The 12,608-nt window shown below is 46.1% G+C and carries 12 protein-coding genes; all 12 read left to right on the top strand.

The genetic code is table 11. The features are described from left to right. The first annotated feature begins 112 nt into the window (after positions 1–112). The 12 genes from C558_RS30780 (at position 113) to C558_RS0109115 (ending at position 12,595) form a co-directional block, all read left to right on the top strand. Positions 113–925, top strand: coding sequence for an RNA polymerase sigma factor (locus C558_RS30780; protein WP_245583769.1), 813 nt, complete (start codon positions 113–115; stop codon positions 923–925). 47 nt (positions 926–972) lie between these two features. After that, positions 973–1,974 (top strand): hypothetical protein, encoded by a 1,002-nt coding sequence (locus C558_RS0109170; RefSeq protein ID WP_026263813.1) that lies wholly within the window; start codon positions 973–975, stop codon positions 1,972–1,974. Positions 1,975–2,023: 49 nt separating this feature from the next. Next, the gene (locus C558_RS32515; RefSeq protein WP_018755965.1) at positions 2,024–2,446 is read left to right on the top strand and encodes a GyrI-like domain-containing protein; all 423 of its coding nucleotides are present in this window, start codon (positions 2,024–2,026) and stop codon (positions 2,444–2,446) included. 25 nt (positions 2,447–2,471) lie between these two features. Further along, positions 2,472–2,951 (top strand): GyrI-like domain-containing protein, encoded by a 480-nt coding sequence (locus tag C558_RS0109160; RefSeq protein ID WP_245583768.1) that lies wholly within the window; start codon positions 2,472–2,474, stop codon positions 2,949–2,951. Positions 2,952–3,050: 99 nt separating this feature from the next. Continuing rightward, positions 3,051–3,461, top strand: a complete 411-nt coding sequence (locus C558_RS0109155; protein WP_018755963.1) for a VOC family protein — start codon at positions 3,051–3,053, stop codon at positions 3,459–3,461. Positions 3,462–3,515: 54 nt separating this feature from the next. Next, the gene (locus C558_RS0109150) at positions 3,516–4,481 is read left to right on the top strand and encodes a nucleotidyltransferase domain-containing protein (protein WP_018755962.1); all 966 of its coding nucleotides are present in this window, start codon (positions 3,516–3,518) and stop codon (positions 4,479–4,481) included. Continuing rightward, on the top strand, positions 4,478–7,378 hold the full coding sequence (uvrA, locus tag C558_RS0109145) for an excinuclease ABC subunit UvrA (protein WP_018755961.1): 2,901 nt from the start codon (positions 4,478–4,480) through the stop codon (positions 7,376–7,378). The genes C558_RS0109150 and uvrA overlap by 4 nt, the downstream gene beginning before the upstream one ends. An 83-nt stretch (positions 7,379–7,461) precedes the next feature. Further along, entirely contained in the window at positions 7,462–8,016 is a 555-nt protein-coding gene (locus tag C558_RS0109140) for a glycerol-3-phosphate responsive antiterminator (protein WP_018755960.1), read from the top strand. A 142-nt stretch (positions 8,017–8,158) separates the two neighbouring features. Beyond that, entirely contained in the window at positions 8,159–8,908 is a 750-nt protein-coding gene (locus tag C558_RS0109135; protein WP_018755959.1) for a glycerophosphodiester phosphodiesterase, read from the top strand. Between the two features lie 481 nt (positions 8,909–9,389). Continuing rightward, complete coding sequence (locus C558_RS0109125; protein ID WP_245583784.1) at positions 9,390–10,706, top strand: ABC transporter substrate-binding protein; 1,317 nt, start codon at positions 9,390–9,392, stop codon at positions 10,704–10,706. Between the two features lie 129 nt (positions 10,707–10,835). Further along, a complete protein-coding gene (locus C558_RS0109120) occupies positions 10,836–11,750 on the top strand; it encodes a carbohydrate ABC transporter permease (protein WP_018755957.1) in 915 nt (304 codons plus the stop codon). 11 nt (positions 11,751–11,761) lie between these two features. Next, positions 11,762–12,595, top strand: coding sequence for a carbohydrate ABC transporter permease (locus C558_RS0109115; RefSeq protein ID WP_018755956.1), 834 nt, complete (start codon positions 11,762–11,764; stop codon positions 12,593–12,595). Positions 12,596–12,608: the final 13 nt, after the last annotated feature.

Below are 12,608 nucleotides of genomic sequence, written 5' to 3'. Positions count from 1 at the left end.
GCGTTTTTTGTTGTAGCAAATCGTATAAAGTATTCTATTTTCGAAAGGAAAATAATGGTATGATCAAAAATATTAGAAATTTAAGGATACAGATGATAGATTTTCGCAGTGATTGGCATCAAGTGATGTAGAGGGGGAAGGAGGGAATGATATGGGCCATGAACTGATCGCAGAAGACCGACTGCCAGTGTTGCTGCAGGAGCATCAAAAAGTGGCGGATCAAGCACTGGTTGAACGAGCGCGCAGGGGGGATCAAGAGGCTTTCAGTGAGCTTGTCAGAGCGCACCGCGCACAGGCCTATGGATGGGCGAACAAGATCACGCGGGATTCGCATCTAGCTGAAGATATTGTGCAGGATGCGTTAATCCGGGCATTTCTACACTTAGGCACATTGGTGGACTCGAACCGGTTCCTGCCCTGGCTGCAGCGCATCATTCGCAACCAGGCATTTATGAAGCTCAGGCGCGGTGGACCGTTCGGTAAAGAGCAGCCTTTTACAACGATTGGATCGGCCGGGGCCGGCGCAGCGGTTGACTTCGGCAGCGACAACCAGGCGATAGACTGGGGAGATATCGACCAGATTTTGTTCCGGCTATCCCGTTCCGCAGCGGAGGAGGCCAAGCGAAGCAGTGATCCGATGAAGGGGCTGCTTTGCCATGAGCTGATAGAGAATCTTCGCATGTTGATGCATGGTCTCGGCTTGCGGGAGCGGCAGATCTTTGAAGCGCATTTTTTTAGCGAGCTGTCTCCCAGCGAAATCGCTTCTTTATTCGGCATGACGACGGCCAATGTCTACAACCTGCTCTCTCGATCCCGCGCCAAGGTCCAAAAGGAACGGATACGCGTCAGCATTCGCAATTATGTGCAGCAACGCGCCGAGACAGGACAGAAACGAGTTCATATTTTACGTGCGCCTCATATATAAGACATCCCCAGCCTTCCTCAAATCTATCGATATTATGGAGGTTCGCAATGAGCGAGATGCAGAACAAGGATTGGACGAGAACATGGACGACCGCCGCGATGGCGATTCACGGCGCGATCGCTTATACAGACAAACATCACTACTCATTGGTGGATGTGATGGGCATTACAGGGCATGCCTTCCGAATCAATATAGATCCGGATCATATTGATGTCGCAGGACCAACCATGTTCCCTGGCGGCTTTTTAGTTAGACGCAACCTATGCAATCTGGGATTTATCAGCAATTTGTCCGATACGATGAAGCCTTACACACCGGAGAAGGTAGAGAAGGTACTAGCGCTTATTCAGCAGTCCATCGATAAGGGATACCCAGCGATTACATTTGATTTATTCATGCCCGAGTTTGGATTGATATACGGATATGATGATGAGAGACAACTATTTCATGCGAAGGATGTCTCCAAGGAAGGCACGATCACCTATACCGATTTTGTGGAGAAGCGGAACATGCTATGGGTGACAACGATCAGCGAGAGCCTTCCGCATTCCAAATACGAAATTCTTCGCATGGCACTGGATATGATCGTCGACCATACGAGAGGCCGAGAGTGGCAGCATATTTTCCAAGGCCAATATGCGATTGGTCTAGCGGGTTACGATGCGTGGATCGCGTGTATGGAGCGGCGCGGTGCCGACCCTTTCGGCAACGCTTATAATATTGCCGTTGTCAGTGACGCGCGTGAGTTTGCCGTACAATTTCTACGCGAGCTCGCGAACCGTTGGGATGGCGAGAACGTTGTGGAGCGAACGGTTCGCCGATTGGCCTCCCAAGCAGCAGCGCATTATGAGCACACGGCGGAAGCTTTGGTCGAGATGCGAGAGATGTTCCCCTTCCCGCAAGGTGGGCAGCCAGACGATCCAACGGCGGCCGATCGTTCGGCTGAGCTGCTGCGTATTGCGAAAGAAGCTGAAGAGAAGGGAATTGAGGTGCTTGAGACGCTTCTTGATTTTATGAAAGCATATTGGTCAGAACAGTGGGTTAATTGACGTCGTTGTATTACGGAGAAAAATCATTAATAAATTCTGGAGGCGGAAAATGAATAAGAATATAGATTTCAAACAAGTAGATGTTCCTGAAATTATTATAGTTGGTTTTCAGGATAAATTAGGACCCAATGGAGCAAAGCATTTATGGGATCAACTTTATGACAGAATGGCTGAAATAAGTCATATTACGAATACAAAAATTGGATATGGAGTCATTGATAATGGATTATATATTGCTGGTGTACAAGTCGAATTAATTCATGATATTCCTGAAGGTATGTCTTCAATAATTATACCTGAAAGACCATATAATGTGTTCATTCATAAAGGACCAATATTTACTTTGATGAACACTTGGAATCAGATCTCAGATAATTGTCAATTGAGTGGTTTGAGTTTTGAAAGATATGATGAACGATTTAACCCAATGGCCGAAGATTCAATACTTGAGTTATATATTTCAGCATCATAAAGGAATAGAGGTGATTTCAGTGAAGGTGGAAATTGTAGATATCCCTAAAATTACATCGTATGCAGGGATTAGGGCTACAGAATACTTTTCGAATTTAGGTCAGAGTATTAATTATGCATTTAAAGAGTTAACGAATAGGCAAGACGAAATAAAGAACATTGTTAATCCAAGTGTAACTTTTGGCATCAGTCCCCCTAATTATAAAGGAAATAAAAGCATGGTAGATTTTTATTGTTGTTATGAAGTTAGTCCTATAGCAAATGTACCTCATGGTATGGTGCACATTCATATATTGCCTCGGACATATTCAAAGACCTATTATAAAGGACCGATCAGTAAGACTGAAACAGCATATGATTATACTTCAAATTGGTTGAAAGAAAATGGATATACATATGATGAAGTGGAGCACTATTTTGAAAGGTACGATGAAAGAACGATGGCAAGCCATGATGATGAAGCGAACGAATTAATAATATATTGTCCAGTAAAGAAGCAAGAATGATTTGCGGGTTTCTCAAATCGGCATCACCTAACACTGTTTTCCTGCTGCTACGTTATGAGAAATGGACGCAATTAAATTTTACCCAGAGGAGACTGCGATATGACCAGTAAACTATTAAGAGTTGGAACCAACTATCTTCCAGTAACAGACCCAAAGGAATCCTCCGAGTGGTTTTGTTCAAATCTAGGGGCGGAGATGACTTATTTAGACGATGGAAACAATCACGCAATTATTAATCTAGCAAATCAGAGCTTTATACTGATTCAAAGTCAGAAAGGAATAACGGCCAATTTTCAAACAATCCGTGATGGATTGATGTTTCCCTTTACGTTTGAAGTTAATGGGGAGAAAGCGTTATTGGAACTCTATCAACAATTAACGGCTAAGAATGTTTGTGTAGGAGAAATTGAAGATAGGGGCCATCAAGGTAAAAATTTTATTATTACGGATCCGGATGGAAATCGTTACGATGTATGGAGTGAATTATCAGAAGATTTTAAGATGAAGTAACATATCGGGTGAAAGATTACGGGGAGAAGGCGTGAATGAAAACGGAGGGGACCCATGAAGCCGTTGAAAGATAAGGATGAGATGACAGCTCAATTTCGGGAGGCGCTGCGTCGGTTTGTCGATAAGATTCAAAAGGATGACCAGGTAATCGCAGCTGTTCTGTTCGGAAGTCTGTCTTATGATCAGGTATGGGAGAAATCGGACATTGATCTCAAACTGATTGTACACGATCAGAAGCTGGCGGCGGGCTATGTATGTTTTGTGGAGAATGAGGTACCTATCAATACAAGCATCCAAACTCGTAATGAATTCAAACGCTGGGTAGAACGTTCGATAAGCGGTTCGTTTCATCAGTCGATGCTTGCCAACAGTACGTTGTTATTTACGAAAGATGATTCAATTTCGGAATACTTTGAACAGATTCGCTATGTTGGCGAACGCGACAGGCGACTTCAATTACTGCGGATTGGATGTCATACGCTTAGTTTGCTTGCCAAAGCGGAGAAGTGGTTGTATGTGAAAAATGACGCTCCCTATAGTGCATTCTGGATGATCAAGATGGTCGACATTCTTTCGCAAATCGAAGTGCTTCTCCACAGAGACATTCCCATGCGGGAATCGGTTCAGCAGGCACTGACCTATAACCCTGATTTTTTTCATGCCATCTATACAGAGATGGTGTGCGGTCAAGTATCGGAGGCAAAAGTGCGGGAGGGTGTCGATTTTATCAATCATTACTTGAATGAGAGAGCAAATCTGCTGTTTCAACCGATTTTAGACTATTTGAAAGAAGAGGCGGACATTCGTACGGCGACGGATATCGTCATGAAATTTAGAATGGTCATTGAATTAGATGCAGGGAGTGTGGTTACAGCGTGCGATTGGCTGGCAGAGCTAGGAATGCTTGCCAAGATGGATTCAGAGACGAAGGCGACGCCCAAAAGCCGAATCATGTTATTGGAGCCTGCGTATTTGTATGAAAATGACGAGCTTGAATGGGAGATGGGTGAAGCCTGGTGAGACAGTTCATTGAAGTACGGGGAGCAAGACAAAACAATCTGAAAAACATTGACGTCGATATTCCACGGGATAAATTGACGGTAATTACCGGTGTCAGTGGCTCGGGTAAATCGTCTCTTGCATTCGAAGTGATCTATGGAGAAGGACAGCGCAGGTTTCTCGAATCGCTCTCGACATTTGCTAAAAGCCGAATGAATCAATTAAAGAAGCCGGACGTCGATTTTGTTTTTGGTCTATCGCCGGTCATTGCGATTGAACAGAAAAAAGGAATTGTAAATCCGAGATCAACGGTGGGTACGATGACCGATATCTATGATTTTATGCGGCTTCTATTTTCATCGGTTGGAGAAGCGTGTTGTCCGTTCTGTGAGTGCATCGTACCGATCCGATCGGCAGGGCAAATGATCGATCATCTCCGCCTGCTTCCATCGGGGACGGTACTTGAGGTGCTTGCACCTGTATATAAGATATATGGCGAGAATTATGAGACTGTGTTTGATGAAATCCGCGCGAAAGGATTTCGGACCGTACGCATTGACGGAAGAAGCCACAACCTTGGCGATGCCATAGAGCTTGATGTGGAAGCGGATTACCGGATTGAGGTTGTCGTCGACAAAGTCATTGTGCAGCCGGATACGTTCAAAGTGCTAACCAAGACCATCGAGAACAGCTTGAAACTAGTGGGAGAAGGCTTTATCCGCTTTGAAATTGAGAGCCAACCGGAAGGACAGCATGTGGATATCGATCGATTTTATCGGGGGTTTGCTTGTCCTGAGCATCATCTTACGATGGGCGAGCTGCAATCGAGTTATTTCTCATTCAATGATCCTAACAGCGCATGTCGGACTTGCGGCGGAATTGGGACGTTCATGCGTGCCGAGGCCAAATTCCTAATAAAAAATGCGGATAAAAGTATAAATAAGGGTGCCTTCGATCCGAAGCTGTTAGGCTCAAGCACCAGCACCTATCATTGGACGATCGTGCGCAGCTTGGCAGTTCATTACGGATTCAGTCTTGATACACCGTACAAAGATTTGCCTGAATCGGTGAAACAACTCTTGATGTACGGTACAAAAGGCGAGAAATTCCCGTTTCTTCCGGGCGAAGATGCTTCCAAATCACAGTTACGCCACGTCGGTAAAATGATGGGGTTTGGAGGATTTGTGCATGTCATTAACTGGTGGTATAAGCTCTATTTGAAGCGTAATACGCAATCATCCGGCGAGGATGAATTCTACAAGCGAGTCATGGTCGAGAATACATGCCCCGATTGTGATGGTAAGAAGCTGAGGCCGCAGCGTTTTTCTGTAAAAGTCGGCGGTGCTGACCTGCATCAGCTCTCTACATGTTCGCTCATCGAACTGTATGATTTTATGAATACGATTGTATTTGCACCCGAACGTTCGAATGTCGGTCAACAGATCATTGCCGAGATTCAATCAAGGTTAAAGCTGCTGCTGGATATCGGGTTAGATTATTTAAGTTTGGGTCGTCGTTCGGATACAATCTCGGGCGGCGAAGCGCAGCGAATCCGACTTTCCACCCAAATCAGTTCGGGACTTATGGGGATGTTGTATGTGCTCGACGAGCCAAGCATCGGCCTACATGCGAGAGACAGTGTTCGCATTATCGATACTTTGAAGAAGCTGCGAGATATCGGTAATACGATTATTGTGGTCGAACATGATATGGAAACGATCAACAGCGCCGATTATATTATCGAGATTGGACCGGAGCCGGGTTCGCAGGGTGGACGCATTATTGCGGAAGGAACTGCAGAGCAGTTGCGCTCGCATTCTGATTCCATTACGGGTTCGTTCTTGGCAGGTACCCGAAAAATCGAAGTTCCTACCAAGCGTCGGCTGCCGGCTGGCCCGATGCTGTCTCTGCGAGGAGCGAGAGCGAACAACTTACGTAACGTGAATCTGGATATACCACTGGGTGTCTTGGTATGCATTACCGGCGTCTCAGGCTCAGGCAAGAGCACGCTCATCAATGAAGTCATCTGCAAGCAGCTGTATGCAAATTTCCATGATGCGCGTATTATGCCTGGCCAACATGACGAACTGCTCGGGCACGAGCATTTGACGGGAATCATTAACATTGACCAGTCTCCGATCGGCAGAAGCTCGCGCTCTAATCCTGCGACATACGTTGGATTTTTCGATAAAATTCGCGAGCTTTACGCTTCTGCGGCAACCGCGGCGGGCAAGCCTCTGACCAAGAACGATTTCAGCTTCAATCAGAAAAATGGCGGGCGGTGTGAAAATTGCCAAGGCGAGGGAAGCGTGACGACGCAGCTCCAATTCATGCCGGATATTGAATCCGTCTGCCCCGTATGTCAAGGAGCGAGATTCAATGAAGACGTTTTGGAAGTCCGTATCCGGGAGATGAATATCGCACAGGTGTTGGAGATGAGCATCAAGGAAGCCGTTGAGTTTTTCTCCGATCAATCTTACATTGCGCACAAACTCAACATTCTGAATCAGCTTGGCCTTGGCTATTTGCGTATCGGCCAATCGTCGACCACATTATCCGGTGGGGAAGCACAGCGGATTAAGCTAGCCACAGAACTAAGCAAGGTTAAAAGGGGATCGCATAACCTATACATTCTTGATGAGCCGACGACCGGGCTGCATTTGAGTGATATCCAGAAGCTGATTGATTGTCTGGAGCAGCTCGTAGATGCAGGTCATTCAGTCATTGTCATTGAACATCATCTGGACCTTATTAAGGTGGCTGATTATATGATCGACATGGGGCCGGAAGGCGGCAGCAAGGGTGGTACGGTCGTTGCGTTCGGTACGCCGGAAGAAGTCGCAAGGACGGAAGGGTCGTTGACAGGCAAATATTTACGCGAAGTGCTGAAGATGGAGAGACAAGGCAATGTGTGCTAAATATATAAAAATTGTAAATCAGGTCAAATATGCATTGTATCGTGCTACAATAGATAAACGAATGGAAGAACAGAGGTGGCAGCATGTATCCCATTGTTGATTTGGTAGAACATCAAACGATTGCTGCAATTCAGAATGAGTCAGATCTGGAGCTTGCCTTAAACAGCCAGGTTAACATCATTTTTTTGATGGTCGGTTCGATTATGAATGTTAAACCGATGGTCGACCGGATTAAAGATGCGGGCAAACATGTTTTTCTGCACATGGAATTTATCGAGGGTATTGCGGCGGACCGCAGCGGCGTCGCTTACGTGGCGCAGCACATTAAGCCTACTGGCATTATCTCGACGCGGATCCACTTGATCCGGTTCGCTAAGGAAATGAAACTGATGGCCATTCTACGAACCTTTCTGATCGATCATAATGCGGTAACCAAAGGTATTAAGGCAGTCGAGCAATGCCAGCCGGATGCCGTGGAGGTTATGCCTGGGTTATTGCCTAAGATAATTCGGCGGATGACGGATCTTACACCATTACCGATCATCGCAGGCGGTCTGATCGGAACGCATCAGGAAATCATGGATGCGCTGGAGGCGGGTGCACTCGCCGTATCGTGCGGTAGAAGCGACTTGTGGTAATTACATATTTCATATCATGTTACTCTCAAAGCGGACAGAGATGAAGAGAACCCCCTTTGGAGAGGCATTGCTTTATTTAAGCGTGCCTTTTCCCGAAGGGGGTTTTTATCACATAGAATTTTAACCAGGAGGATGATAGCTAATGAAATCACCAAGTTCCATGAATACCCGTACCCCCTTGATTATCGCACATCGGGGATCTGCAGGCGAAGCGCCTGAGAACACGATGGCGGCATTTGAACTTGCCCTTCGGCAAGGCTGCGATGCGATCGAGCTTGATATTCACCTGTCCAAAGATGGCGAACTGATCGTCTGCCACGACCGTACAATCGACCGTACAACCGACGGCTCCGGCGCTATACGCGAGATGACCGTTACCGAGTTGAAACAGTTCGATGCTGGACGATGGTTTCATGAAAAGTATGCAGGAGAACGGATTCCTCTCCTTAAAGAGGTATTTGACCTCGTACCACAAGACATTATGATCAATGTAGAAATCAAAGAAACGTACGAAGGGCAAATCGAAGAGAGGCTGCTGCAATTACTGCGGGACAGCAATCGGCTGGCTCAAGTTGTCGTTTCTTCCTTTGACCATAAGTCGCTTCGTCGATTGAAGCATATCGAACCTGAAGTGAAAATCGGATTGCTCTATACCATGAACGCCGTGGATCATCATGAATTAGCTAATCTCATAGGGGTACCGGTCTACGCCCTGCACCCGTATGGCAAGCTGATTGACCAAGAAGATATTCTCCGTGCTACAAGCCACGGCCTGCAGGTATATCCGTGGACGATCAACACCAAGGATGCGATGCAGCAAGCGATCGATAAAGGCGTATCCGGCATCATAACGGATTTTCCGGGTGTGTTGAAGCAGCTCTTATCTTCATAAGACTAGGAGAATTCCCTATGCGTTGCTTCCTATTTAATACGAGTTATTTGCAGCATTCTCCTTTTTGTAATTAATAATTGACATCTTCTATAATATAGTAATATTATATTCGTAATTGGAACAGATTTACAATTATGTTTGATCTGTTCTAACCTAACATTAGGTGTACCTCTACAACGAATTAATGTAGAATTTACAAATGATTGTGATAGAGTTAACAAATGGTTGTTATAGTAGAAATATGGAATTGAATAGTGAATCCACATGATTCGATCGGGATATAAGGGCAGAGACAATGAGAAAACCCTACGGGCCGATAATCTTCTTCTTTGCGCTTCGGTGTTAGAAAGATTATTGCTCAGGGCTTTTTGTTCGTTGTCTCTTTTTGCTGTTTTCCTTTTATTCCTATATCAATGATGAACGTCAATTCGACGTTACTCATACATAAACCCCATTTCTGAGAGGAGATTTACCCGTGAAAATGAAGCAGTGGTTGTTGCTCGTAACTCTGTTGATGATGACTGTCACATCAGCCGTTGGTTGTTCCAAGAGCCAGGCGAAGGAGGAAGCAACGACGGTTCCGCCCGCACCGGCTCAAGAGGATACGACACCGATTAAGATTCAATATTGGCATAGTCATGATGAAGATCAAACGGCGGGACTTGACTACATGATCAAGGAGTTTAATAAGAAATACCCGTACATTACGGTTGAACCGGTATTCCAAGGCGATTATGACGAGCTGCAGCAGAAGCTGATGGCTGCCGTTGCTGCTAAGCAAGTTCCAGCCGTGACGAACGTTGAAGTGGCGAAAGTTCCGAACTTCTCCGAAAGCGGCATGTTGGCGGATTTATCGCCTTACATCGCTCGCGATAAGATGGATACGGCTGACTTTTCCACAGGGATGCTGAAGGCTTATAACTATCAAGACAAGCAATACGGCTTGCCGCTTATCGTCAGTACGTCGGTATTCGTATACAACAAAACGATGTTTGACAAAGAAGGTGTTACCCCTCCGCAATCATGGGACGAAATTGAGGCGTTCGCTCAGAAGCTGACAAAGAAAGAAGGCAATAAGACAACGCGCTTTGCATTTTCCGTACCGGGCTGGTCCTCGTGGTATTATGACCCGTGGATTATGAATGGCGGTGGATCGGTATTGACTCAGGATAACATGTCTGCCATCGATCAGCCGGACAGCATGAAGTTCATGAATAAGTTCAAAGAGTGGAAAGACAAAGGCTACATGCATATCGGCTACGGCAAAGGCGCTTCCGATACAATGCGGCAGATGTTCTTCGACGGTAAAATCGGCATGGTGGAGCACACATCCGCGTTGATCAAATGGTATATGGAAAAAGCAAAATTCGAAGTTGGTGTGTCCTTCTTGCCAGGTGATAAGAAGCGTATCTCGCAAATTGGCGGGGCCGGTATTGCCGTGATGGATATGGCATCGGAGAAAGAAAAAGAAGCAGCATGGAAATTCGTACAGTTTATGACGGCACCCGAGAACAATATCAAGTGGGCGGAGTTTACCGGTTACCTGCCAACTCGCAAGTCGGCGATCGAATCCGAGGAAGGCAAACAATACTTCTCGAAATATCCGCAATATAAAGCTGTGTTCGATAACTTCGACAACGTGATGCCTCGTGATCAGCACCCGGCATACGACGAAGTCAGCGAGTTCTATGTGCAAGCATTAGGCAAGGTCGTTCTTGAGAACGCGGATGTCGAAGCGTCCTTCAAGGAAGCGGCCAAACAGATGAATGATGTATTGGCGGAATACGCAACGAAGTAATCCTACCTGCTGCGTTATCGCTATTATCGACGGTTCATTCGGCAGGAGGAGAGACATGGGTCTCTCCTCTCCTGTGCTTATATGACTGATGTTTGAACGAACTACACTTCATGGGATGGAGGGATGAGAATGAGTGGACAACTCACGCCGAAGAAAAGATTGCTAAGCTTTAGTACGCTCGAGAAGTGGAAGGATTTTTCTCTAGCTTTGCCGGCATTGCTGCTGTTGGCGATTTTTACATATTTCCCGCTCATATCATCATTTTATATCAGTCTGACCAATTGGGATTTAATCAAGCCGATTAAAAAATTCGTTGGTTTACTGAACTACGAGCGGTTGTTAAAAGACGATCAATTTTATCGCGTGCTCAAGATTACGTTCACATACACGGTTCTGGATGTGGCACTATCGTTGTTGATCGGTTTGGGGATGGCCTTGCTGTTCAACCATCGATCCAAGGCATTCGGTGCCATGCGATTGCTCATATTTATGCCCTATTACATTTCGATGGTCATAGCATCGATGGTGTTCGTCTGGATTCTGAATCCGGAATACGGTGTGCTGAATAAGGCGCTCGAGGTGTTCGGCATCGACAAGGTCTTTTGGCTGAATGATACGTCCACGGCGTTATGGTCTGTCGTGAGTGTGTCGGTGTGGAAGGGCGTCGGGTTTGTGATGATTATTTTCATTGCCGGCTTACGCAGCATTCCGACGGAATATTACGAGGCTTCCAGCATCGATGGGGCTAGTAAATGGAGGCAGCTTATTCACATTACGATTCCGCTTCTCTCGCCAACAACCCTATTTCTCATCATCACCTCCTTTATTTCTTCGATGCAGGTTTTCCAGTCTGTGAGTGTGATGACGGGTGGCGGTCCGTTAGGATCAACGAAGGTGATGGTCATGTGGATCTACGAAATGGCGTTCGTGCAATTCAAAGCGGGCAAGGCGTCTGCACTTGTTATTATTTTCTTCTTTATCATTATTTTCTTTACGTTCGTTCAATTTTCGCTGTCCAAGCGGAAGGTACATTATGAAGGATAGGAGATCAACAGATGTCGACTAAAGGACTACTCATAACGACGAGATATACGGTGGCGATCCTGATAACACTGCTGATGTTTTTTCCGATGTACTGGCTGCTGATTACTTCCTTGAAATCCCCGGATGAATTGAAGGCGGCGATCCCGACCTTCTGGCCGGAGCGGCTGGCGTGGGAAAATTATCGAGATGCGTTTCGCGCGGCACCGTTCGGGAGATATGCGCTTAATACGCTGATTCAAACGGTCGGTATTGTTTTTCTGCAATTGAATATAAGTTTGCTGGCCGCATATGCTTTCGCCAAAGGGAACTTCTGGGGCAGGGATAAATGGTTCTTCTTCGTCATTGCAGCGTTGATCGTGCCGGATCAGGTCACGTTCGTGCCTGTGTATGTGATGATGGCGAAGCTGGGATGGTTGAATACGTTTCTAGCATTGATCATTCCGAACGGTGTTTCGGCCTATAGTATTTTCCTCCTACGCCAAACATTTAAGTCACTTAACAACGATGTGCTGGAGGCGGCAAGGGTGGATGGCTCGAATCGGCTTCATATCATCTACCGCATCCTCGTGCCGATGGCGATGCCGACGGTGGTGACGGTCATTATTCTGAAGTTCATTGGCAGCTGGAACTCGTATTTCTGGCCGCTCATCATGACGAATACGAATGATATGCGCGTGCTGACGGTAGGGATCGCCATGCTCAAGAATTCGGTAGGCGGTTCGGAAATGCTGAACTGGCATTTGCTGATGGCAGGCAGTGTCATCGTCATTGCTCCGATCGTAATTCTGTTCGTTTTTGCGCAGAAATATATCGTTTCTGCGATGTCCCATTCTACCTTTAAGTAATGCCGAGAGGAGT

Origin of the sequence: Paenibacillus terrigena DSM 21567 (genome assembly GCF_000374845.1) — a bacterium.
Taxonomy (GTDB): domain Bacteria; phylum Bacillota; class Bacilli; order Paenibacillales; family Paenibacillaceae; genus Paenibacillus_K; species Paenibacillus_K terrigena.
Note: the sequence above shows the minus strand (reverse complement) of the source record. Positions and strands in the feature narration are given on the sequence as shown.

Coding starts and splice junctions, on each gene's coding strand:
- C558_RS0109170 (WP_026263813.1), top strand. CDS start 973: ATGAGCGAGATGCAGAACAAGGATTGGACGAGAACATGGACGACCGCC.
- C558_RS32515 (WP_018755965.1), top strand. CDS start 2,024: ATGAATAAGAATATAGATTTCAAACAAGTAGATGTTCCTGAAATTATT.
- C558_RS0109155 (WP_018755963.1), top strand. CDS start 3,051: ATGACCAGTAAACTATTAAGAGTTGGAACCAACTATCTTCCAGTAACA.
- C558_RS0109150 (WP_018755962.1), top strand. CDS start 3,516: ATGAAGCCGTTGAAAGATAAGGATGAGATGACAGCTCAATTTCGGGAG.
- C558_RS0109140 (WP_018755960.1), top strand. CDS start 7,462: ATGTATCCCATTGTTGATTTGGTAGAACATCAAACGATTGCTGCAATT.
- C558_RS0109135 (WP_018755959.1), top strand. CDS start 8,159: ATGAAATCACCAAGTTCCATGAATACCCGTACCCCCTTGATTATCGCA.
- C558_RS0109125 (WP_245583784.1), top strand. CDS start 9,390: ATGAAGCAGTGGTTGTTGCTCGTAACTCTGTTGATGATGACTGTCACA.
- C558_RS0109120 (WP_018755957.1), top strand. CDS start 10,836: ATGAGTGGACAACTCACGCCGAAGAAAAGATTGCTAAGCTTTAGTACG.
- C558_RS0109115 (WP_018755956.1), top strand. CDS start 11,762: ATGTCGACTAAAGGACTACTCATAACGACGAGATATACGGTGGCGATC.